Raw genomic sequence first — 21,996 nt, forward strand, 5'->3', positions numbered from 1 at the left:
CAAGACGACCGATGTGGCTATGAGCGCGCCGGATCCGTTGAACACGGGATCCATTCCACGCGGCACCGCCGTTGCGCCTCTCAACAGCGACCTCAAGGCCGGCCTCGACGCCCTTTCCAACAAGAACCCGATGCAGGCGCTCGCCATCCGCAACGGCATGGGCCAGGGCACGCTCGACCGTCATATCCTGACCTGGGCGATCGCCACCTCGGGCCAGGCCGGCGTTCCCTCCGGCGAAATCGCAGCAGCAGCACGCGAACTCGTAGGATGGCCGGGTCTCGGCAGTCTGCGCGCCAATTCCGAACGGGCGCTCTACACGGAAAATCCGCCGACCGATCAAGTGCTTGCCGCCTTCGGCAACACGCAGCCGGAAACGCCGGAAGGCAGCGTGATCCTGTCGCGCGCGCTGGTCTCACGCGGCGCATCGGCACAGGCCGCCAAGCTCATCCGCAAGATCTGGCGCGACGAGGCGCTGGACAAATCCTTCGAAGACAAGATCCTCGCGGAATTCTCCCCTCTGCTGACGCCGGCCGATCACAAGGCGCGCATGGACTATCTGCTCTATCGCGATCGCACGGCGCAGGCCAAGCGCTTCGGCGATCTCGGCAGGGCGCAATCGCTCTACAAGGCCTGGGCGGCAGTCAACAATCGCTCCGCCAATGCCGGCACACTGCTTGCCAATATAGATGCACAATGGCGAAAGGATCCCGCCTATCTCTTCATGCGGATCGAAAACCTGCGCCGCCAGGACAAATATGACGATGCCGCCAGTCTGCTGACACAAATGCCGCGCGATCGCGCAGCACTCGTCAATGGCGGCGCATGGTGGAACGAACAGCGCATCGTCAGCCGCGGCCTGGTTGACCAGGGCAACTTCAAAACCGCTTACCGCGTCGTCGATACCAGCGCCGCGGAAAGCCCGCAGGATGTCGGCGAGGCGGAATTCCACGCCGGATGGTATGCTCTGCGTGGCCTGCAAAACGGCGCTGCGGCATCGGCACATTTCCGCAAGATCTTGCAGGTGTCGAACGGCCCAATCTCGCAATCGCGCGCCTGGTATTGGCTCGGTCGCGCGGCCGAAACCGGCGGTCCCGGCAAGGCTTCAGAATTTTATGCGAAGGCTGCCTCCTATCCGAGCACTTTCTATGGTCAACTCGCCGCCGAAAAGCTCGGCCGGCGGACATTGAATGTCGCCTACCCCTCGCCGACGAGCGACGACCGGCGTATCTTCCAGTCACGCGAAGCTGTCCAGGCCATCACTCGGCTTGAGGCGGCAGGCCATGGCTGGCGGGCCGAGGCACTCTATCGGGCACTGGCCAAGCAACTGGACAGCCCCGGCGAGATCGCCATGCTGGCGGCGCGGGCCGAGCGTTCCGGCAATCATCAGCTTTCGCTTCAGGTCGGTAAGATTGCCTATGGCCGCGGCATCGATGTCGCGGCACTTGCCTTCCCGATCGGCGTCATTCCGGACAATGCCAATATTTCCGGCTCGGGCAAGGCGCTCGCCTATGCCATCGCACGGCAGGAAAGCGCCTTCAATCCGGCCGCAGTCTCCTCGGCCAATGCGCGTGGCCTGCTACAGCTTCTGCCAAAGACGGCAAAGGCGGTCGCCGGGCGACATGGCCTGGCCTATTCCGACGCCAAGCTGACGCAGGATGCCGGCTACAACGCGACGCTCGGCGCTCACTATCTCGGCGAGCAGATCGACGCCTTCGGCGGCTCCTACATTCTGACCTTCATTGCCTACAATGCCGGCCCGAACAAGGTTCCGGAATGGATCAGCCGCTATGGTGACCCGCGTGGCAAGTCGATCGACGATGTCGTCGATTGGATCGAGCGCATCCCCTTCCCCGAGACGCGCAACTACGTCCAGCGCGTCATGGAGAACTATCAGGTGTACAAGGCGCGGCTCGGGCAGAAGACCGATATCGAGCATGATCTGATCAACGGCCGCGGTTAAGTCCATCTCTCGCAAGCCCGATTGTCCGCAGCGGTAAAATGGCGTTACATCCCTCGTGAAATATCATCCACGAGGGATTATCGATGACCAGCGACGATGAAAGCGGCTTTGTTGTCGCAATGATCTCGGCACCGGACGGACTGAGGCTTTATGCGCGCGAATACGGCCGCAGCGAATCATTGGCCGCCGGCCCGCCGCCTGTCATCTGCCTGCCGGGCCTCACCCGCAATTCGCGGGATTTTCATCAGTTGGCGCTGCTTTTGTCCCGCGATCCAATTGCGCCACGAAGGGTACTCACGCTCGATGCGCGTGGGCGCGGTCTCTCGGCCTGGGATGACGATAAAAGCCACTATAATCTCGCAGTGGAAGCCCAGGACGTGCTTGCCATGTGCGCCACACTCGATATCCCGCAAGCCGTCTTCATCGGCACATCGCGCGGCGGCCTCATCCTGCATCTGCTGGCCGCAAGCCGCCCCGATCTTCTGAAGGCGGTCATTCTCAACGACATCGGACCGGTTCTCGAGAAGGAGGGGCTTGGCGATATTCGCGACTATCTGAACCGCGACCGGAAGCCGGCCGACTGGAGCGAGGCCGTCGACATCCTGCGGGAAAACCACGGTGCCACCTTCTCGGCGCTCGTGGATGAGGATTGGCGCGACATGGCGCTCGCCATCTACACCGTCAAGGATGGAAAGATCGTCGCCGATTATGACCCGGCAATTGCCGCACAGATGCAGGCACTGGACCTCAAGGCGCCGCTTCCGGATCTGTGGCCGCAATTCGAGGCGTTCCGAGACATCCCACTGATGGTGATTCGCGGAGAAAACTCCAAACTGCTGACAACGGCCACGGTCGAGGAAATGGCACAGCGCCATCCCGGCATGGCAATCAAGATCGCCCTTGGGCAAGGGCATGCGCCGATCCTGCACCTCGGGAATATCCCGGCTGCGATCGAGGATTTCCTCGCGGCGAGCTGAACCTCGCGCGACAGCAAGCGTAAGCCAAGAACAGAAATGGCCCGGTTGGGAAAACCGGGCCATTTCCTTCTGATCGGAGGTCAGATCAGAATATGAGCTATATCAAATCCGGTTCTTCGAACCGAATTAGAAGGTACGCTGGAAGCGCAGGATACCAGCCCAGGTATCCTTGTTGGCAGCGTCGTAGTTCACGTAGGTCAATTCCGGCTCGATCAGCAGGTCCTTGACAGGGTTGAACTTGACGTTCGTCGTCGCAGCGAAAGTCTTCACGTCGTCATACGAAAGCTGCAGGTTCCACTTCAGCTTGTCGTTGACCGGAACGCCAACGCCGCCCCAGACAGCCCAATCACCCCAGCCGAGACCATCTCCGCCTGCACCGGCATACTTGTTGAGCTTGTTGCCATCGGTGTTGTAGCCACCCATAACAAACGCAGTCAGAATGCCGAAGTCGGCATCGACACGAGCCTTGACAGCGCCTTCTTCAACGATCGAGTCGTAGCCACCTACGACGCGGAACTGCCATGCGCCGGCCTTGTAGCCCGCACCGGCGACAACATCCGGAGCATAGTGATCGGAGCTGTTTTCGCCGTTTGCACCGGTCGCGTTCGCGCCAGAATTGGAATCTTCCAGCGAGATGACGGCGGTGAAGCCGTTGCCGGCATCGTAGTTGTAGGTGAGCTGGTTCAGCTCGTCGCCACCATTGATACCGTACTCGATCACGTCGTCGTTGATGACGTCGCCGGCATAGCCGAGGAAGGTCGAGTAGACCGAATCGTTTTTACCAACGAGGAAGCCACCGAGGCTGATATTGGCCCAAAGCAGCTTGCTGGTGGTGGCGTTGCCGTCGTTCCAGTCGTAGCGATAGACCGTGCTGGTCTTCAACGGACCGTATTCGGTGTCCGAAGCCGTCGAAAGTCTCAGCTCGGCGCGGGTATGCCAGTAGGTGCCGCGTTCACCGGCTTCCTGGCCAGCCTTGTAAGCATTGTACCAGCCGCCTTCGGTACGAACCATGCCGCCGATCTTGAGGCAGGTTTCGGTACCCGGGATGAAGAAGTAGCCGGCGCCATAGGCGTCGCAGATGCGAACGTATTCAAGCGGCTCGGGCTCGGCAGCGACGATAGCGTCGGCTGCGTGAGCACCGGAAACTGCTGCCAGCGCAGCAGCGGAGCCGAGGAGAAGGCTCTTGATGTTCATGGTAACTCCAGTTCCAATATAAATTTAGGTAAGAGAATCCGCGCCGAAAAACGACGTGCCCCACCCCACCTTGCGTTCAAAGTTGACCCCTGATCTGGGAGAAACGAAACCGTAAGCCTCGCTTCTGATTTGCGAACCTACAGATCGAATTTTTCAGAGCAATATCAGAGATAAACTATGAGCGTATGTGACGTTCGTTTCGAATTTTGCGTTGCACAAAAATCACGTCGCAAAATTGTCACATGAAATGGCCGAGCTCGCCACCGCTCTTTACCCGACATTACTTTCCCAGAACTCTCAAGTTAGGCGGCGCCATCTAATTAAACAAAACTAATACATAAAATGGGAAAAATGTGCTTCCGATCCTGAAAATAGATGGCGATCGACCATGCCCGGAACGCAAAAAGCCCGGCTCGAAAGCCGGGCTCTTCGTCACTTGTGTGACAAATCAGATTATGACCGAGGTCAAATCAGATTAGAAAGAACGCTCGAAGCGGAGGATACCAGCCCACTGATCTTCGTTGATCGAATCCCAGTTGGTGTAGGAGACTTCCGGCTCGATCAGGAGGTTCTTAACCGGGTTCCACTTGACGTTCGTGGTAGCGGCGAAGACCTTCGAGTCGGTATAGGCGAGCTGGAGGTTCCACTTCAGCTTTTCGTTGACCGGTACGCCAACGCCACCCCAAACTGCCCAGTCACCCCAGCCGATATCGCCAGCAACACCGCTGCTGCCTGCACCAGCATACTTGTTCAGCTTGTTGCCATCAGTGTTGTAGCCACCCATAACGAAGGCCGAGAAAGCACCGAAGTCGGCATCGACACGAGCCTTGACAGCGCCTTCTTCGACGATGGAGTCATAACCACCGACGACCTTGAAGGACCATGCGCCAGCCTTGTAGCCAACACCGGCGACAACGTCAGGAGCGTAATGGTCGCGGCTGTTTTCGCCATTGGCGCCGGTAGCGTAAATGGGATCGCCGTTACGGTCCGTTCCAACCTGACCAGAGTTGCTGTCTTCGAGCGAGATCACAGCCGTGAAGCCGTTGCCTGCATCGTAGTTGTAGGTGATCTGGTTGAGTTCGTACGGGCCGTCATAGATCACGTCGTCGTTGATGACGTCGCCAGCATAGCCAGTGAACTGGTTGTACTGCGAGTCGGTCTTACCAACGGTGAAGCCACCGAGGCTGATGTAAGCCCACAGCAGGTTCGTGTTGGTCGAAGCGCCTTCCTGCCAATCCCAACGAACGATGGTTTCGGTCTTCAGCGGGCCGTATTCAGTGTCGGTCGCGGTGTCGACGTTCAACTCAGCGCGGGTGTGCCAGAGCGTACCACGAACATTCTTCGGGTTGTAGGCATCGTACCACTGACCTTCGGTACGAACCTTACCGCCGATCTTGAGGCAGGTTTCGGTGCCCGGAATGAAGAAGTAACCGGCGCCGTATGCGTCGCAGATGCGAACGTATTCAAGCGGCTCGGGCTCGGCAGCAACGATAGCGTCAGCTGCATGAGCACCGGAAACTGCTACCAAAGCAGCAGCGGAGCCGAGAAGAAGGCTCTTGATGTTCATTATTGACCTCCAGTCAAAGTTTCATTCGAGAATGAGAACTACCCGAAGGTATTCCCTGCCCCATCCTCGTGTTTCAAGAAGTGGACGATCAATCGCCCTCGCTTCCGAATTTGAAAATACAAGACGCGAACTGTCACGCAATCTACATCTTGCCGGAAAGGGGGATTCACAGGAGCCTTACGCAATTCCTGTTGCCGAAAGGACACAAGTCAGCAACACAGGCGCCACATTTGTTTAGACTTCGTTAAGAAAGTCCTTAATGTACCGACACTTACGAGCCGATTTTAAATAAGACATGGAAATGGGACAAGCTGCCAACATGGCAGATCCGCGGCAAATCCGTGACATCAACGACGCCGCGCGCGCTATTTCCGACATTTACCACGCCCCTATCAATGATGCGGAACGGACAAACCCCACTCCAAGGTGTCGGACCGATACTCACGAGCACGCGATTCTGTTGCGACCGATTCGACGGGGAACGACGATTTGAGTATTATTCGCTCGCACGATTGCAGCAGAATGACAGAATGGGAGCGACAAAACTTATAATGGAGGAAACGGCAGCCGGAATGGATGCCGTTTCAGCACGCCCTCCCCACCTCTAGGCCGCGCAGCAATCCTTGCCAGCCACCCTCGGACCGCAACATGCTGTTTCCTGTCTTACCGGGTGCCTCGGCTTACAGATCGCCGAGCGAGCGACGAGCCGCAATATGACGCGGCCGGCCTCGATGCGCAGCCTATCAACATCGAAAATCTGCATGGCGGCATCCGGAGGTCCTACCTCGAAGGTAAGCCGCGCGCCGGCGTCGAGCTCGACCCGCTGGGCAACCTGTTCAAGAATCCCCCGAAATTTGTCGACCGACAAATAGTCAACCTCGCCTTCCTGGGCGATATCCTCGATCTGTAGAATCGTCTCGCGCCATACATCCGGGTTTCCGCCGCAGTCGAGCGTGACGAATGAGCCAGCCTTCACCTCAGTAACGTGATAGCCGGGCCGGATCGTCCGTCCGCCATAATCGATTACCAGCGCCTTGCCGGCATGCGGCTCCAGTGCGGCCAGAAGTGCGCCAAGCGAAGCGTCGCCATGAAAATCCATCTCCAGGGGTCTGGTGTCATCAATCATCTTCGTATACCTTTATCTCAATTACTCTTGAGATATTGAGGCGATAATGAACGAAAAGCAAGCCCTCGACGCTTTCGCGGCACTCTCGCAGGAAACCCGGCTGCGAATCGTCCGCCTGCTGGTGACGGCCGGACCAGAAGGATTGCCGGCCGGCGCGATCGGCGAAGCCATGGACGGCGCCTCCTCCTCGCGCATGTCCTTCCATTTGGGCCATCTCGAACACGCCGGCTTGGTCGAGTCCCGCCGCGAGGGCCGCTCGATCTTCTACACCGCCGCCTATCCGGCTCTCTCCGGTCTCATCGAATTCCTCATGCGCGACTGTTGCCAGGGCCATCCCGACGTCTGCAACCCGGCTGTCGCGGCGCTGTCCTCCTGCTGCGAGCCCGAGAAGGACGCCGCTCATGCGTGATGCCAATCAATCAGACCGCATCTTCAACGAAATCGCACAATTCGAAGGCACCGACGCGCCTTCGCACAAAGCAAAGTGAGACAGATCATGGATGTCATCATTTACCACAACCCCGATTGCGGCACTTCGCGCAACACGGTGGCGCTGATCCGCAATGCCGGCATCGAGCCGCATGTCATCGAATATCTGAAGACGCCGCCGTCGCGCGCGATGCTGATACGGCTGATCGCGCGGATGGGAATAGCCACTCGCGAGTTGTTGCGGGAAAAGGGCACGCCCTATGCGGATCTCGGCCTTGGCGACCCGAGCCTGACGGATGATCAGCTTCTCGACGCGATGATGCGGCATCCTATCCTGATCAACCGGCCGATCGTGGTCAGCCCGAAAGGTGTGAAGCTTTGCCGGCCGTCGGAAGAGGTTCTCGATCTGCTGCCTCCCCAGCTCGGCGAGTTCTTCAAGGAAGACGGCGAACGCATTGTCGACGAGCACGGCCGCCGCGTTGCGAGCGCGTGAGGAGGCGCCATGTCGATCTTTGAACGCTATCTCACCCTCTGGGTCGCCCTCTGCATCGTCGTCGGCATCGCGCTCGGTCACATCATGCCCGGTGCATTCCAGGTCGTCGGCGCGGCCGAGATTGCCCGGGTCAACCTGCCGGTCGCCTTGCTGATCTGGCTTATGGTCATTCCGATGCTGCTCAAGATCGATTTCGCCGCCCTTGGCGAAGTCAGCCGCCATTGGCGCGGCATCGGCGTGACCCTGTTCATCAACTGGGCGGTGAAACCCTTTTCGATGGCTCTGCTCGGATGGCTGTTCATCGGCTGGCTGTTCCGGCCCTATCTGCCTGTCGGCCAGATCGACAGCTATATCGCCGGGCTGATCATCCTTGCTGCCGCGCCCTGCACCGCCATGGTGTTCGTCTGGTCGAACCTGACCAAAGGCGAACCGCATTTTACGCTGAGCCAGGTGGCGCTCAACGACGCCATCATGGTCGTCGCCTTCGCGCCGCTCGTCGGCCTGTTGCTCGGCCTTTCCGCCATCACCGTGCCGTGGGGCACGCTTGTCCTGTCGGTCGTGCTCTACATCGTCATTCCGGTGATCATCGCACAGCTCCTGCGCCGTCGATTGCTTGCCTCGGGCGGGCGGGAGGCTCTCGACCGGCTTCTGGCCGAGCTCGGCCCGGTCTCGCTCGTGGCACTGCTGGCGACGCTGGTGCTGCTGTTCGGGTTCCAGGGCGGAGAGATCGTCGCGCAACCGCTGGTCATCGCGCTCCTTGCGGTGCCTATCCTGATCCAGGTCTATTTCAATGCCGGGCTTGCCTATCTGCTGAACCGCATCGCCGGCGAACAACATTGCGTCGCCGGCCCTTCGGCGCTGATCGGGGCGTCGAATTTCTTCGAACTTGCCGTCGCCGCCGCAATCAGCCTGTTCGGCTTTCATTCCGGCGCAGCACTTGCCACGGTCGTCGGCGTGCTGATCGAAGTGCCGGTCATGCTCACCGTCGTCTGGGTCGTGAACAAATCCAAGGGCTGGTACGAGCGCGGTGACCGGGTCGCGGCGGTCACCGAGGCTCATCGCTGATGTCTAGCGATCTTACGGATGCGTCCGGTGATTGCCTCGACGGACCATCCGCCAAACCTTCAGCCACTGCGCCGCACGTAAGCCCCTGGCTCGTGATTGCCGCGCTCGGCCTGACACAGATCATTGGCTATGGCACGCTCTACTACAGCTTCAGCATTCTGGCGCCCGCCATGGCGCGCGACTTTGGGTGGCCGACCGAATGGATCTTCGGCGCACTGTCGGGCGCGCTTTTGATCGGCGGCCTGACCGCGCCATGGGCGGGGCGCTGGATTGACCGCTACGGCGCGGGACGCGTCATGTCAGTCGGGTCGCTGGCGGCAGCCGTCGCTCTGATCGCTGGCGCCCTGGCACCCGTCGGCATCGCCTTCGTGCCGGCACTGATTGCCATCGAGATCGCCTCTACCCTCGTGCAATACGGCGCCGCCTTTGCTTTTCTGGTGCAGCAACAGCCCCGGACCGCGCAGCGCAGCATCGTCCACCTGACGCTGATCGCCGGCCTCGCCTCGACGATCTTCTGGCCATTCACCACGGCGCTCCACAACGCACTGTCGTGGCAGCAGGTCTATCTTGTCTTTGCGGCGATGAACCTTTTCATCTGCCTGCCGATCCACGCATGGCTGTCACGGCTGACCCGGCGCCCCGATGAAACAGGTGACGCCGATGCCACCGCGCCGAACGTAACCGTCGACGGCAGCCTTCCCCTCACCGCGCGACGGAGAGGCTCCATCCTCCTGTCGATCGGCTTTGCGCTCCAGAGCTTCGTCGGCTCGGCCATCCTCGTGCACATGCTGCCGCTTCTCGGCGCGCTGGGGCTTGGCATTGCCGGCGTCATGGTCGGCACGCTCTTCGGGCCTGCGCAGGTTGCAAGTCGCTTCATCAACATGATGTTCGGCAAGAACCTGTCCCAGATCAGGCTTGCGATGATTTCCGCCGCATTGCTGCCGGCATCGGCGGCGCTGCTGCTTCTGACTGCGCCTTCCGTTCCCGGAGCATTAACCTTCGCCGTGTTGTTCGGCATGGGTAACGGACTTTACAGCATTGTCAGCGGCGTGTTGCCCCTGGCCCTTTTCGGCAGTGAGGGATACGGCGCCCGCCAGGGTCAGCTCATGTCGGTGCGCCTGATCGTCTCCTCGGCCGCGCCCTTCGCCTTCGCCCTGCTGATGGAGAATATCGGTGTGAGCTGGGCGCTAACGATCACCGCCATTCTCGGAAGCGGAGCCTTGCTGGCGTTTCTAGGGATTGCCCGATTGTATCGCGAGCCGCGCACTGGTTGACGCCACTAGCCCTAGAGAAATCAGCAGCGACGGCGACAATCTCAAGCACCGTCCACCGGAATGAGACCCGCGACGATCCGGTCCATCGGCAGATCGCTTTTGCCGAGACCCTCGGCGACACCAGCCCGATCCGCCGCGCTGCGATTCTGGCTCATCTTGCGTTTGCCCTCGATCCGGCCGATGGGCAGGCGTAGCCCGACGATGCCCTTGAGCTGCGCCTTGATGAAAGGCTCCGGCGCGTCCGTCACGGCCCATGGCTCGGCGCGCGGCCGTTCGTAAAGATTGGTCAGGCGCGACACAACCTCAAGCAACCTGTCAGCATCTTCAAAAAATTCCACCGCCCCATAGGCATGCACGGCGGCATAGTTCCAGGTTGGCACGACCTTGCCGTGCTCCTGCTTGGTCGCATACCAGGAGGGGCTCACATAGGCGTCCGGACCCATGAAGATGGCGAGAGCCTCGCCGATTACCGGCGTCTTCCATTGCGGATTGGCCCGGGCAAGATGGCCGTAGAGCGTGCCATGCTCACCCTCGCCCGGATCGAGAAACAGCGGCAGCGGTGTCGAGAGCAATCCGTCCGCGGTTGCCGTGACGAAATTGCAGAGGCGCGCCTCCCGCATCATGGCATGGAGCTCGGCGGGATCGTCCTCCCGAAAGGCTGGCGGAACATACATGGACATCATCCTTGGTTTTCCGAAGCAATAGCGGCACACTGGCATGCTATAAACTTCCAGTTTGGAGAATAAATGGAAGACCAGTCAGAGAGTAGGATTGGCGATGTGCCCAGGCTCGGCGCCCGCCGCATCTATGAGGAGCTAAAGGCGCAGATCGCAAACGGTATCTATGCTGCCGGCTCGCCCATGCCCTCGACCCGCTCGCTCGCGGCCGAACTTGGCGTGGCGCGCTCGACGGTGACGATTGCCTATGAACAGTTGCTGTCTGAGGGCTTCATCGACAGCAGGCAGGGCGCGCGCACCCGCGTCGCAATGCTGCGCCCGATCGAATCTCCTCCGGGGCAAGCCGTCTCAGCAACCACGACCAGGCACCGGCTCTCCGCCTATGGCGAACGGTTACAGGCGTTGCCGCATCCGCCGCAGCACAATCCTTCAAAGCTGATCGCCGATTTCCGCTATGGAGACCTGGCCGCGTCGGACTTTCCGACATTGCTGTGGAAACGCGCGGTCGACGACACGATCAAGCGGCGTCGGGACCGGTTGGCCTATGACGACCCTCGCGGCAGCCTTGCGCTGCGTATGGCGCTGCAAGCCTACCTCTGGCGGGCACGCGGCATTCGCTGCGAACTGGACCAGCTTATCATCGTCAACGGATCGCAGCAGGGGCTCGACCTCTGTACACGCCTACTCGTTGATCCCGGCGATGCCGTGGTGATCGAAGACCCCTGCTATACGATGGCCCGAAACGTCTTCACGGCCATCGGCGCAACCGTCGTGCCGGTCCCGGCCGATCACGAAGGGCTGAGGACAGACTTCCTTCACGTCATCGATGCGCGACTGGCCTTTGTGACGCCCTCACATCAATTCCCGCTCGGCGGTGTCATGCCGATCGGACGCCGGAATGCGTTGCTTGCCTGGTCGCGGCAATGCGGGGCCTACGTGATCGAGGACGATTACGACGGCGAATACCGTTACGACATAGCGCCGGTCCCACCGCTTCAGACGCTGGGCGGGGCGGACAACGTCATCTACCTGGGCACCCTCTCCAAGACGCTGTCACCGACCCTTCGCATCGGCTACATGGTCGTGCCGCAGGAGTTGGGCGACGCATTCGCGGCCGCCAAGCGGCTCACCGACCGTCATTCGCCGCAGCTCGAACAGGAGGCGGCCGCGGCCCTGATTGCGACCGGCGCCTATGAACGGCACGTCCGAAGGACCAGACGACGCAATGCCGCCAGGCGGGCAACCCTGCTTGCGGCGTTGCGCGCCAAACTCGGCGATCGCCTCACGATAGTCGGGGCGGATGCCGGCCTGCATGTCATCGTCTGGTGCAACACCATATCCGCGCGACAAGAAAGCCAACTGATCGAACGCGCCAGGCAAGTGGGAATCGGCCTTTATCCTGTGACGCCGACCTACGCCGCCGCTGATGCCCCCTACCGGCCCGATCGCGCCGGCTTCATCATAGGCTATGCGAGCCTTGACGAGCATCAGATCGAACGTGGAGTGGAAGTGCTGGCAACGGTGCTGTTGTGAAAGGTCCCTGTCGCGACTAACGCCTAGAAGGTCGACTGACCGCGACTCACGACCGCTGAGAGAGGTCGGCTTTCGCATTTTTAGGAAAATGGCGGAGAAGATGGGATTCGAACCCACGATACCATCTCTGGTATACTCCCTTAGCAGGGGAGCGCCTTCGACCACTCGGCCACCTCTCCGGTGCGGCCCTGATAGGGCCATTCATTTATCGACGCAAGCCCTTTTTCACCTGCGTGTACGTTCTCCCTGCATTCAGCGTTGCACGCATCCTGCAGGGAGGAACCCGATAGCCGGCTTGCGGCCTCTCTCAGGCCAAGAGCTGCTTGAGGTCCGTGGCGGGATCGGCCAGAACGGACTTTGCCGGGTTGATACCGCTTTCCAGCAGCTTCTTGCCGGTCACATAGGCCTTTGCGTCGTTGATGGCGTCGACTGCGATGAAACGGCCTTGCTTGAAATACCAGACAGAAGCCGAGCCTTCACGGGTGCCGGGGCGCAAAAGGGTCTCGTCGTAACCGAGGTTGAAGCCGGCGATCTGGAGCTTAACGTCATATTGGTCCGACCAAAACCAGGGTTTCGGATCATAGGCCGCTTCGCCGCCGGCGATGATTCCGGCTGCGGCTTCCGCCTGATCGACGGCGTTCTGGACCGATTCGAGGCGAATGCGGCCGCCGTTCCAGGGCAGTTCGGCGCAATCGCCCGCAGCGAAGATCGAAGGATCGGAGGTGCGGGCGAGCGAATCAACGATGATGCCGTTGCCGACCTCCAGGCCAGCTTCCTTGGCGAGCCTGTCGTTCGGAGCGACACCGATACCGACGATGACGAAATCGACATCGATGATGGAGCCATCGGACAGCTCGGCGGCAACGACATGACCGTTCTTGCCGATCAGCTGCTTGAGGCCGGTCTTTTCACGGATGATAACGTCATGTTCCCGGTGGATCACCCGCATGATGTCTGCCGTCTCCTTGGCGGCGACGCGCTGCAGGATCCGGTCAGCCATTTCGATGAGGGTGACTTCAAGACCACGATGGCGGGCGACAGCCGCCGCTTCGAGGCCGATATAGCCACCGCCAATGATGAGGACACGGCGGCCGGCGCGCATTTCGGCGGCAAGCTGGTCGGCATCGCGCTTGTCGCGGGCGACATAGACGCCTTCGAGGGCGCCGCCGACGGCGGGCGGCAGCCGGCGCGGCGTGGCGCCGGTCGTAAGCGCCAGTGTCTCGTAATCGAGCGCGGAGCCATCCTGCATGATGACCTGCTTTGCGGCGCGCTTGATCTGCTCGACCCAGGTGGACAGGCGGATCTCGACATTGTTGTCGGCATACCAATGCTCCGGGCGGAACAGCAGCCGGTCAAAGGCCATGTCGCCGAGAAGGTACTTCTTCGTCAACGGCGGCCGCTGATAGGGAAGGCTTTCTTCCGCGCCGACAATGGTGATCGGCCTCAGATCTCCGAGCGCCCGCACTTTGGCGGCAAGCGCGAATCCGGCCTGCCCGGCCCCGACAATGACCAATCTGCCCGTCACGATCCTTACTCCATTATTGTTATAGCGGCTCGCCGTCCTGATATAGGGCGTCGAGCCTATGGATTTCAGGGGTAACGCTTACCCTTGCAAGCGTCAATTGCAGCTGACCTTGCATCTCGGATCGGGCAGAAATTAGGGCAGACCCTTAGGCTGTTACGTCAACCCACCGGCGCTCATGGAAGGAACGCGCCATGGCATGCACCGATTTTTCGATGCGCAGGCCGTCCGCGAAGCTGATGACCGACGCCGCATCGCCGGAAATGGCGCGGATCAATTCGCGGCACTCGATGATCTTCAGGTCGTTGAATCCGAGACCGTGGCCGGGCGCGGGGATGAACCGGTCATAGGGCTTGTGGGCGGGAGCCGCGAGGATCTTGCGGAACCCCTGTTCGGAGCCCCTGCCATCCGCCTGATAGAGCTCAAATTCGTTCATGCGCTCCTGATCGTAGGTGATCGAGCCCTTCGAACCGAAGATCTGCAACGCGATGCGACCCTTGCGGCCCCAGGCGGAGCGATTCGCCATCAGCACTGCGGAAATGCCGCCACCGAGACGCATCAGCACGTTGGCGAGATCGTGATTCTCGACCGTGCGACGGCCACCTTCCTTCAGGGGGCGTTCAGCATAGGGCTTCGCCATATCGGTGATGACGGCCTCGACATGCCCGAACAGGAACCAGAGCAGCGACAGCGGATGCACGGCGAAATCGTCCAGAGCGCCATAACCGGAGGCAAGCTCGCTCTTCCAGTAGAACAGGCCTTCCGGGTCGGCCATGAAATCCTCGTCCATCTCGACGCGGATATGATTGACCTCGCCGATGGCGCCCTCGCCGATCAGCGCCTTGATGTGCCGCATCACCGGGTTCTGGATATAGTTGTAGCCGAGGATGGCAACCTTGCCCGAGGCCTTGGCGGCGCTCAGCATACGTTCGGCGTCGGCGTAGCCCGGCGCCATCGGCTTTTCGCACCAGACGTGCTTGCCGGCTTCCAGCGCCGCGATCGCCATTTCCGGATGGAATTGATTGGGTGTGGTGACGGAGACGACATCGACCTCTGGGTCGGCGATCAGCGCGCGCCAGTCGGCGGTCGCCTTTTCGAAACCGAATTCATCGCCGCGCGACCGCGCCAGATCGGCATTGGCCTCGGCGAGATGCACGAGGCGCGGCCGTTCGACGTCACCGAACACGGTCTTGACCGCATTCCAGGCCAGCGCATGGCATTTGCCCATATAGCCGGTTCCGATCAATCCCACGCCCAATGGCTTCATTTCCGTTTCCTCCACACGCTTCCCTCTGAAGCAGGCGCATTTTTTGGAATATTTAGACCGTTTTGACAAGCCGGCTCGTTGAGCGATTACATCTCAAGATCCGAGGAATCGGAATTTATATAAGTTAATTCATAGTCTTAAAAATAATCGTGCCGACTGTTTCAAAATCCGTTATCGTTCGAAATATGGAATATTTGTTTCATTAACGGGCATAGCGGCGAAAAGGCGGGGGCATGGATAACAGTATCGAGACGCGAACCAAGGTGCCGCGGGATTTCGAAAGCCTGCGCAGCATCATCATCGAGCGCAAGGATTCCATGCCGAAGCGGCTGGCACAGGTTGCCGCCTTCGCGCTTGCCAATCCCGACGAAATCGCCTTCGGCACGACGGCGAGCATCGCGGCGGCCGCCGACGTCCAGCCGTCGACGCTTGTGCGCCTCGCCCATCACCTGGGCTATGAGGGTTTTTCCGACCTGCAGAGCATCTTCCGCGAGCGGCTGCGAGACCGGACGCTGAGCTACGAGGAACGGCTGATCACGCTCGAGCAATCCGGCATCAAGGATGAGGAGGCCGGCATTCTCTCCGGCTTTCTCTCGGCCGCCAGCCAGTCGGTCAACAAGCTTGCCGCCACCATCGAGACCGATACCTTCGCCAAGGCGGTGGATGTGCTCGCAGCGGCCGAGACCATCTATCTGATCGCCAAGCGCCGCTCCTATCCGCTGACGGCGCATCTGACCTATGCTTTTTCGAAGCTGAACATCCGTCATCAGATCGTCGCCTCGCCAAACGGTATCGACGGCGAACTCGCGCGTTTTGCGACCGAGAAGGATGCGGCGATTGCCGCAAGTTTCTCCCCCTATGCCGCCGAAAGCCTGTTGCAGGCGCAGGATCTTGCCGCGCGGAACGTGCCAGTCATCGCCATCACCGATTCGGCCTTTTCACCCCTCACCACCTGCGCCACCCACTGGTTCGAAGTGGCGGAAGCAGATTTTGCCGGCTTCCGTTCCTTGTCGGCGTCCATGGCGCTGATCATGGCCTTTCCCGTCGCCATTGCCGAGCGGCGGCGGAAAGAGACGGTAGGAAAACCTCAGAAAACTAAAATGGAATAAATATTCCGAATTGACAAAATTTCGGAACCACTGTTTCATTGCATCCATGATTGCGGTCTCGGGAGACGGCCGCGAAATCGACCACAACCCGGATGAAACGAAGACGCACCGGGACTTTCAATGACGCATGATCCCCAGGAGAAACTGAAGAGTTTCCCGGATCATGCCTGGACGGGAGGACATCATGGCTCACGACAATCCTGGCACTCAGCCGGAGGCGACACTCGATGTCATCACCATCGGCCGCTCTTCCGTCGATCTTTACGGCCAGCAGATCGGCTCGCGGCTGGAGGATATCGCCTCTTTCGCCAAATCGGTCGGTGGTTGCCCGGCCAACATCGCCATCGGCACGGCCCGGCTCGGCCTGAAATCCGGCCTCATCACCCGCGTCGGCAACGAGCAGATGGGCCGCTTCATCCGCGAGCAGACGGCCCGCGAAGGCGTTGATATCAAGGGGATCGCCACTGACAAGGAACGGTTGACGGCGCTGGTGCTGCTGGCGGTCGAGGCCGAAGGCGTCTCGCCGATGATCTTCTATCGCTCCGACTGCGCCGACATGGCGCTCGACGAGAACGATATCGATGAAGGGTTCATCAAGTCCTCCCGCGCCGTGCTGGTCTCCGGCACGCATTTTTCCAAGCCGAACACCGAGGCTGCCCAGCGCAAGGCGATCCGCATCGCCAAGGCGAACGGCCGCAAGGTGATCTTCGATATCGACTACCGGCCCAACCTCTGGGGCCTCGCCGGCCACGCGGAAGGGTTCGAGCGCTATGTGAAGTCGGATCGCGTTTCCTCGAAGATGCGGGAGACGCTGCCGGACTGCGATCTCATCATCGGCACGGAAGAGGAGATCATGATCGGCTCGGGCGTCGACAATGTGCTCGGCGCGCTGAAGGAAATCCGCCGCCTTTCTTCCGCGACCATTGTGCTCAAGCGCGGCGCCATGGGCTGCATCGTCTATGACGGGCCGATCTCGGACGACATCGAAGCCGGCATCGTCGGCGAGGGCTTCCCGATCGAAGTGTTCAACGTGCTCGGCGCCGGCGATGCCTTCATGTCCGGCTTCCTGCGCGGCTACCTGCGCGACGAGCCGCTGAAGACCTGCGCCACCTGGGCGAATGCCTGCGGCGCATTCGCGGTCTCGCGCCTGCTGTGCTCGCCGGAATATCCGACCTGGGCCGAGCTCGACTTCTTCCTGAAGACGGGCAGCACGCACCGGGCTCTGCGCAAGGACGAAGCGATCAACCACATCCATTGGGCCTCGACCCGCAATGGCGACATCCCGCTTTTGATGGCGCTGGCCATCGATCATCGCTCGCAGCTCGTCAGCGTCGCCGACGAACTGGGTATCGGCCATGACAAGATCGTTGCCTTCAAGCGCCTAGCGGTGGAAGCGGCGGCACGGGTTGCCGACGGCCGACAGGGTTATGGCATGTTGATCGACGAGCGCTTCGGTCGCGATGCCTTCTTCGATGCCGCCACCAAGGACTTTTCCTGGATCGGCCGTCCCGTCGAACTGCCGGGCTCCAAGCCGCTGAAATTCGAATTCAGCCAGGATATCGGCTCGCAGCTCGTCGAATGGCCGCTCAACCATTGCATCAAGTGCCTGTGCTTCTACCATCCGGACGATCCGAAGGAATTGAAGGCGGAGCAGCAGGAGAAACTGCGCACCTTGTTCGAAGCCGCCCGCAAGGTCGGCCGTGAACTGCTGGTCGAGATCATCGCCGGCAAGAACGGGCCACTCACCGACGACACGATCGCAATCGCGATGGAAGAGCTCTATGCCCTCGGCATCAAGCCCGACTGGTGGAAGCTGGAACCACAGGATTCGACCGCTGCCTGGAAAAAAATCGATGCCGTGATCGCCAAAAATGATCCATGGTGCCGGGGTATCGTGCTGCTTGGCCTGGAGGCACCGGCGGATGAATTAATCCGCAGCTTCGAAGCCACACTGGCCGCGCCTTCTGTGAAGGGTTTCGCCGTCGGGCGGACGATCTTTTCCGATGCGGCCCGTGCCTGGCTGTCGGGCGGCATGAACGACGAGGAAGCGATCGCCGATATGGCTGGCCGCTTCCGGCAACTGACCCAGGCGTGGTTGAAAACCCGCGGCCTGCAATAGTTTAGAAGCATTTGGGAGGCGCCCCATGGGCAAGACGATCCGATTGACGATGGCACAGGCCGTCACACACTTTCTCACGAAGCAGATGACCGTGATCGATGGTCAGAAGCTGCCGATCTTCGGCGGCGTCTGGGCGATCTTCGGCCATGGCAACGTCGCCGGCATCGGTGAAGCGCTCTATCAGGTGCGCGACGAACTGACGACCTATCGCGCTCACAATGAGCAAGGCATGGCACACGCTGCCATCGCCTATGCCAAGGCGAGCTTCCGGCAGCGTTTCATGGCCTGCACCAGCTCGATCGGCCCCGGAGCCCTCAACATGGTGACCGCCGCCGGCGTCGCACATGTCAACCGCATCCCCGTGCTCTTCCTCCCCGGCGATGTCTTCGCCAACCGCGCGCCCGATCCGGTGTTGCAGCAGATCGAGGATTTCGGCGACGGCACGGTGTCCGCCAACGACGCCTTCCGTTCGGTCTCGCGCTATTTCGATCGCATCACCCGGCCCGAACAGATCATCACGGCGCTGAAGCGCGCCATGCAGGTCTTGACCGACCCGCTCGATTGCGGTCCGGTGACGCTGTCGCTTTGCCAGGATGTGCAGGCCGAGGCATATGACTACCCCGAAAGCTTCTTCGAGGAGCGCATCTGGACGACGCGTCGTCCACAGCCGGATGCGGACGAACTCGCCGAAGCGATTGCACTCATCCGCAAGGCTGAAAAGCCGGTCATCATCGCCGGCGGCGGTGTGCTTTATTCGCGGGCGACCAAGGAGCTTACGGAGTTCGCGGAGAAACATGGCGTACCTGTCGTCGTCAGCCAGGCCGGCAAATCGGCAATCGACGAACGCCATCCGCTGGCGCTCGGCTCCGTCGGCGTGACCGGAACCTCGGCTGCGAACGCAATCGCCGAAGATACCGATCTGATCATCGCTGTCGGCACGCGATGCCAGGACTTCACCACCGGCTCCTGGGCGCTGTTCAAGAACGAGAAGCTCTCCATCCTCGGGCTCAATATCGCGGCATACGACGCATCGAAGCATGACGGCCGTCCGCTGGTTTGCGACGCGCGCGAAGGGCTGAAGGCACTTTCGGCGGGGCTCGCCGGCTGGCGTGCCTCGGCAGCGCTCCTGGAAAAGGCGACCCAGGAAAAGAAGATCTGGGTCGAAGCTGCGGCCAAAGCATTGGCCTCGACCAATGCTGCCCTTCCCTCCGACGCCCAGGTCATCGGTGCGGTAACTCGCACGATCGGTGGAGAGAATGCTATTTCCGTCTGCGCGGCCGGCGGCCTGCCAGGCGAGCTGCACAAGCTCTGGCCGGCGACGGTTCCGGGCAGCTACCATATGGAATATGGCTTCTCCTGCATGGGCTACGAGATTGCCGGCGGCCTTGGCACCAAGATGGCTTGCCCGGAAAAGGACGTCATCGTCATGGTCGGCGACGGCTCCTACATGATGCTGAACTCCGAGATCGCCACCTCGGTCATGCTCGGCCTCAAGCTCAACATCGTGTTGCTCGACAATCGCGGCTACGGCTGCATCAACCGGCTGCAAATGGAAACCGGCGGCGCGAACTTCAACAATCTGCTGAAGGATTCCTACTATGAGGTAATGCCGGAGATCGACTTCCGGGCACATGCGGAAAGCATGGGCGCCATTGCCGTCAAGGTTGCCTCCATTGCCGAGCTCGAGCAGGCGATCGAAGCCTCGAAGAAGAACGACCGCACCACGGTCTTCGTCATCGATACCGATCCGCTGATCACGACGAGCGAAGGCGGGCACTGGTGGGATGTCGTCGTTCCTGAGGTTAGCCCTCGCCCGCAGGTCAACAAGGCCCGCGCGGCCTATGAACAAGCACGCGGCGCCCAGCGTATCCGCTGATCGATTTCTGTCATTTTTCTGGAGGAGCGTTGCTGCTCCTCCAAACTATGCCTTTAAGGAGACTATTGATGAAGGCCAAACTCGGCATGTCGCCCATCGCGTGGTGGAACGACGATCTTCCTGAGCTCAGCGACGACGTGTCCCTCGAGGAATGCCTACGGCAGTCGCGCAGCGCCGGCTTTACCGGCATGGAAAAGGGCCGCCGCTTCCCAGATGATCCCGAGGTGATGCTGCCCATCCTGCGCGCCGCCGACGTGACGCTTTGCGGCGGCTGGTTCTCGGGCACACTGGTCGATGAGGAGCTTGCCGCCAATAAGGACCGCATCGCGCCGATGATCGAGCTGTTCAAGGCGGTCAATGCGCCTTGCATCGTCTATGGCGAAGTCGGCCGCTCCATCCAGGGCGACCGCTCCAAGCCGCTCGCCACCAAGCCGCGCTTGTCGGATGACGAGATGAAGGCCTATGCGCGCCGCCTGACCCAGTTCGGCGAATGGTGCGCCGAGCAGGGCATGCCGCTCTCCTATCACCATCACATGGCCGCGGTCGTGGAAACCGAACCGGAACTCGACGCCTTCATGCGCAACTCCGGCGAAGGCATTCCGCTTCTGCTCGATGCCGGTCATCTTGCCTTTGCCGGCGGCGATGTGCTCCGCGCCATCGACAACCATCACGCCCGCATCAACCACGTTCACGTCAAGGATATCCGCAAGCCTGTCGTGGACGGGCTGGATCGCAGCCGGCAATCCTTCCTCGATGCTGTGGCGCTTGGCGCGTTCACGGTACCGGGCGACGGATCGCTCGATTTCGGCGCTATCGTCCAGCGTCTGGCCGGTTACGGCTATGAAGGCTGGTTCGTCGTCGAGGCCGAACAGGACCCACGCAACGCTCCGCCACAGAAAATGGCAGAGATCGGCCATTCTGAATTGATGCGTGTCATGACGGCCGCAGGTTATACGGTGGAAACCGAAGGTTTTCCCAAGGGATAGAGGAAGAACGTCCATGCCAAATCTCAAGGTCAAACCTGATGGCTCCCATGGTCGCGTCACCCATGTCACGCCCGAAAGCGCCGGCTGGACCTATGTCGGCTTTGACCTTCACCGGCTGAAGCCGGGCGAAACGGTTTCGGCCGAAACCGGCGATCGCGAGGTCTGCCTCGTCTGGGTCAGCGGCAAGGGAAGCGCCAAGGCAGGCGCCAAAGATTTCGGCCTGCTCGGCGGCCGCATGAGCCCCTTTGAGGGCGCGCCCCACGCGCTCTATATTCCAGCCGGTTCAAGCTGGTCGGTGACCGCGGAAACCGAGCTGGAACTTGCCGTCTGCTCGGCTCCGGGCGGCGGCTCCTATGAGACCCGCGCTATTCCACCGGGTTCGCATCCGCCTGTGACACGCGGCAAGGGTACCAATGTCCGCCACGTCAACAACATCATGCCGGAAGACGATGGCGCGGCGCATTCCTTGCTGGTCGTCGAAGTGATCACGCCGGGCGGCCACACCTCCTCCTACCCGCCGCACAAGCACGACCAGGACAATCTCCCGAACGAGAGCTTCCTCGAGGAGACCTACTATCATCGCCTCAACCCGCCGCAGGGCTTTGCCTTCCAGCGCGTCTATACGGACGACCGGTCGCTGGATGAAGTCATGGCGTTAGAAGACGGCGACGTGACGCTGGTGCCGAAGGGATATCACCCCTGCGCCGCCTGCCACGGCTACGATCTCTATTATCTCAACGTCATGGCCGGTCCGAAGCGCATCTGGAAATTCTACAATGCGCCGGAGCATGAGTGGCTGGTCAAGGCTTAGCCTCCCTGGAT

General features: G+C 60.8%; 18 protein-coding genes and 1 tRNA gene. 12 read left to right on the forward strand and 7 right to left on the reverse strand.

All coding sequences use genetic code 11. From position 1 onward, the window contains the following. The first annotated feature begins 19 nt into the window (after positions 1-19). Together AC1RO0_RS18580 and AC1RO0_RS18585 are read left to right on the forward strand one after the other, a co-directional pair. Complete coding sequence (locus AC1RO0_RS18580; RefSeq protein ID WP_498594435.1) at positions 20-1,960, forward strand: lytic transglycosylase domain-containing protein; 1,941 nt, start codon at positions 20-22, stop codon at positions 1,958-1,960. A gap of 83 nt (positions 1,961-2,043) precedes the next feature. Further along, on the forward strand, positions 2,044-2,937 hold the full coding sequence (locus tag AC1RO0_RS18585) for an alpha/beta fold hydrolase (protein ID WP_498594296.1): 894 nt from the start codon (positions 2,044-2,046) through the stop codon (positions 2,935-2,937). 126 nt (positions 2,938-3,063) lie between these two features. On the opposite strand, the gene AC1RO0_RS18590 is transcribed toward AC1RO0_RS18585, so the two are convergent. The 3 genes from AC1RO0_RS18590 to AC1RO0_RS18600 form a co-directional block, all read right to left on the reverse strand. Next, the gene (locus tag AC1RO0_RS18590; protein WP_498594297.1) at positions 3,064-4,131 is read right to left on the reverse strand and encodes a porin; all 1,068 of its coding nucleotides are present in this window, start codon (positions 4,129-4,131) and stop codon (positions 3,064-3,066) included. 475 nt (positions 4,132-4,606) lie between these two features. Beyond that, complete coding sequence (locus AC1RO0_RS18595; RefSeq protein WP_498594298.1) at positions 4,607-5,698, reverse strand: porin; 1,092 nt, start codon at positions 5,696-5,698, stop codon at positions 4,607-4,609. 604 nt (positions 5,699-6,302) lie between these two features. Continuing rightward, entirely contained in the window at positions 6,303-6,824 is a 522-nt protein-coding gene (locus tag AC1RO0_RS18600) for a DUF6428 family protein (protein WP_498594299.1), read from the reverse strand. Between the two features lie 46 nt (positions 6,825-6,870). On the opposite strand from AC1RO0_RS18600, the gene AC1RO0_RS18605 reads away from it, so the two are divergent. The 4 genes from AC1RO0_RS18605 to arsK all read left to right on the forward strand — a co-directional run bounded on the left by AC1RO0_RS18605 (position 6,871) and on the right by arsK (position 10,085). Continuing rightward, positions 6,871-7,233: an ArsR/SmtB family transcription factor gene (locus AC1RO0_RS18605; RefSeq protein ID WP_498594300.1), complete on the forward strand. Its 363-nt coding sequence runs from the start codon at positions 6,871-6,873 to the stop codon at positions 7,231-7,233. 87 nt (positions 7,234-7,320) lie between these two features. After that, positions 7,321-7,746, forward strand: a complete 426-nt coding sequence (arsC, locus tag AC1RO0_RS18610; RefSeq protein WP_498594301.1) for an arsenate reductase (glutaredoxin) — start codon at positions 7,321-7,323, stop codon at positions 7,744-7,746. Positions 7,747-7,755: 9 nt separating this feature from the next. Further along, positions 7,756-8,811: an ACR3 family arsenite efflux transporter gene (arsB, locus tag AC1RO0_RS18615; RefSeq protein WP_498594302.1), complete on the forward strand. Its 1,056-nt coding sequence runs from the start codon at positions 7,756-7,758 to the stop codon at positions 8,809-8,811. After that, entirely contained in the window at positions 8,811-10,085 is a 1,275-nt protein-coding gene (gene arsK / locus AC1RO0_RS18620; RefSeq protein WP_498594303.1) for an arsenite efflux MFS transporter ArsK, read from the forward strand. Before arsB ends, arsK begins: the two co-directional genes overlap by 1 nt. A 41-nt stretch (positions 10,086-10,126) precedes the next feature. Here the strand turns inward: arsK and AC1RO0_RS18625 are convergent, their stop codons facing one another. After that, complete coding sequence (locus AC1RO0_RS18625; RefSeq protein ID WP_498594304.1) at positions 10,127-10,759, reverse strand: FMN-binding negative transcriptional regulator; 633 nt, start codon at positions 10,757-10,759, stop codon at positions 10,127-10,129. Positions 10,760-10,831: 72 nt separating this feature from the next. Here AC1RO0_RS18625 and pdxR point away from each other — a divergent pair, with 72 nt between their 5' ends. Beyond that, positions 10,832-12,295 carry a MocR-like pyridoxine biosynthesis transcription factor PdxR gene (gene pdxR / locus AC1RO0_RS18630; RefSeq protein ID WP_498594305.1) on the forward strand — a complete coding sequence of 488 codons (1,464 nt, stop codon included), beginning with the start codon at positions 10,832-10,834 and terminating at the stop codon, positions 12,293-12,295. Between the two features lie 89 nt (positions 12,296-12,384). Here the strand turns inward: pdxR and AC1RO0_RS18635 are convergent. The 3 genes from AC1RO0_RS18635 to AC1RO0_RS18645 all read right to left on the reverse strand — a co-directional run bounded on the left by AC1RO0_RS18635 (position 12,385) and on the right by AC1RO0_RS18645 (position 15,084). Next, positions 12,385-12,474: transfer RNA gene (locus AC1RO0_RS18635), tRNA-Ser, on the reverse strand. Between the two features lie 128 nt (positions 12,475-12,602). Further along, positions 12,603-13,820, reverse strand: a complete 1,218-nt coding sequence (locus tag AC1RO0_RS18640; protein WP_498594306.1) for an NAD(P)/FAD-dependent oxidoreductase — start codon at positions 13,818-13,820, stop codon at positions 12,603-12,605. Positions 13,821-13,965: 145 nt separating this feature from the next. Then, positions 13,966-15,084, reverse strand: coding sequence for a Gfo/Idh/MocA family protein (locus tag AC1RO0_RS18645; protein WP_498594307.1), 1,119 nt, complete (start codon positions 15,082-15,084; stop codon positions 13,966-13,968). A gap of 233 nt (positions 15,085-15,317) precedes the next feature. Here AC1RO0_RS18645 and AC1RO0_RS18650 point away from each other — a divergent pair, with 233 nt between their 5' ends. The 5 genes from AC1RO0_RS18650 to iolB all read left to right on the forward strand — a co-directional run bounded on the left by AC1RO0_RS18650 (position 15,318) and on the right by iolB (position 21,985). Further along, a complete protein-coding gene (locus tag AC1RO0_RS18650; protein WP_498594308.1) occupies positions 15,318-16,193 on the forward strand; it encodes a MurR/RpiR family transcriptional regulator in 876 nt (291 codons plus the stop codon). A gap of 184 nt (positions 16,194-16,377) precedes the next feature. Beyond that, positions 16,378-18,312, forward strand: a complete 1,935-nt coding sequence (locus AC1RO0_RS18655; protein ID WP_498594309.1) for a bifunctional 5-dehydro-2-deoxygluconokinase/5-dehydro-2-deoxyphosphogluconate aldolase — start codon at positions 16,378-16,380, stop codon at positions 18,310-18,312. 25 nt (positions 18,313-18,337) lie between these two features. Beyond that, positions 18,338-20,188: a 3D-(3,5/4)-trihydroxycyclohexane-1,2-dione acylhydrolase (decyclizing) gene (iolD, locus tag AC1RO0_RS18660; RefSeq protein ID WP_498594310.1), complete on the forward strand. Its 1,851-nt coding sequence runs from the start codon at positions 18,338-18,340 to the stop codon at positions 20,186-20,188. A 68-nt stretch (positions 20,189-20,256) separates the two neighbouring features. Next, positions 20,257-21,174 carry a myo-inosose-2 dehydratase gene (gene iolE / locus AC1RO0_RS18665; protein WP_498594311.1) on the forward strand — a complete coding sequence of 306 codons (918 nt, stop codon included), beginning with the start codon at positions 20,257-20,259 and terminating at the stop codon, positions 21,172-21,174. Positions 21,175-21,187: 13 nt separating this feature from the next. After that, complete coding sequence (gene iolB / locus AC1RO0_RS18670; RefSeq protein ID WP_498594312.1) at positions 21,188-21,985, forward strand: 5-deoxy-glucuronate isomerase; 798 nt, start codon at positions 21,188-21,190, stop codon at positions 21,983-21,985. Positions 21,986-21,996 lie beyond the last annotated feature (11 nt).

The sequence above is a fragment of the Rhizobium sp. GW821-FHT14E12 genome (assembly GCF_058803745.1).

Excerpts from the sequence above, each read along its gene's own strand:
- AC1RO0_RS18600 (WP_498594299.1), bottom strand. The coding sequence starts at position 6,824 with ATGATTGATGACACCAGACCCCTGGAGATGGATTTTCATGGCGACGCT.
- AC1RO0_RS18580 (WP_498594435.1), top strand. The coding sequence starts at position 20 with ATGAGCGCGCCGGATCCGTTGAACACGGGATCCATTCCACGCGGCACC.
- arsK (WP_498594303.1), top strand. The coding sequence starts at position 8,811 with ATGTCTAGCGATCTTACGGATGCGTCCGGTGATTGCCTCGACGGACCA.
- pdxR (WP_498594305.1), top strand. The coding sequence starts at position 10,832 with ATGGAAGACCAGTCAGAGAGTAGGATTGGCGATGTGCCCAGGCTCGGC.
- AC1RO0_RS18585 (WP_498594296.1), top strand. The coding sequence starts at position 2,044 with ATGACCAGCGACGATGAAAGCGGCTTTGTTGTCGCAATGATCTCGGCA.
- AC1RO0_RS18605 (WP_498594300.1), top strand. The coding sequence starts at position 6,871 with ATGAACGAAAAGCAAGCCCTCGACGCTTTCGCGGCACTCTCGCAGGAA.
- AC1RO0_RS18590 (WP_498594297.1), bottom strand. The coding sequence starts at position 4,131 with ATGAACATCAAGAGCCTTCTCCTCGGCTCCGCTGCTGCGCTGGCAGCA.
- AC1RO0_RS18595 (WP_498594298.1), bottom strand. The coding sequence starts at position 5,698 with ATGAACATCAAGAGCCTTCTTCTCGGCTCCGCTGCTGCTTTGGTAGCA.
- AC1RO0_RS18650 (WP_498594308.1), top strand. The coding sequence starts at position 15,318 with ATGGATAACAGTATCGAGACGCGAACCAAGGTGCCGCGGGATTTCGAA.
- iolB (WP_498594312.1), top strand. The coding sequence starts at position 21,188 with ATGCCAAATCTCAAGGTCAAACCTGATGGCTCCCATGGTCGCGTCACC.
- AC1RO0_RS18645 (WP_498594307.1), bottom strand. The coding sequence starts at position 15,084 with ATGAAGCCATTGGGCGTGGGATTGATCGGAACCGGCTATATGGGCAAA.
- AC1RO0_RS18625 (WP_498594304.1), bottom strand. The coding sequence starts at position 10,759 with ATGTATGTTCCGCCAGCCTTTCGGGAGGACGATCCCGCCGAGCTCCAT.
- arsC (WP_498594301.1), top strand. The coding sequence starts at position 7,321 with ATGGATGTCATCATTTACCACAACCCCGATTGCGGCACTTCGCGCAAC.
- arsB (WP_498594302.1), top strand. The coding sequence starts at position 7,756 with ATGTCGATCTTTGAACGCTATCTCACCCTCTGGGTCGCCCTCTGCATC.
- AC1RO0_RS18655 (WP_498594309.1), top strand. The coding sequence starts at position 16,378 with ATGGCTCACGACAATCCTGGCACTCAGCCGGAGGCGACACTCGATGTC.
- iolE (WP_498594311.1), top strand. The coding sequence starts at position 20,257 with ATGAAGGCCAAACTCGGCATGTCGCCCATCGCGTGGTGGAACGACGAT.
- iolD (WP_498594310.1), top strand. The coding sequence starts at position 18,338 with ATGGGCAAGACGATCCGATTGACGATGGCACAGGCCGTCACACACTTT.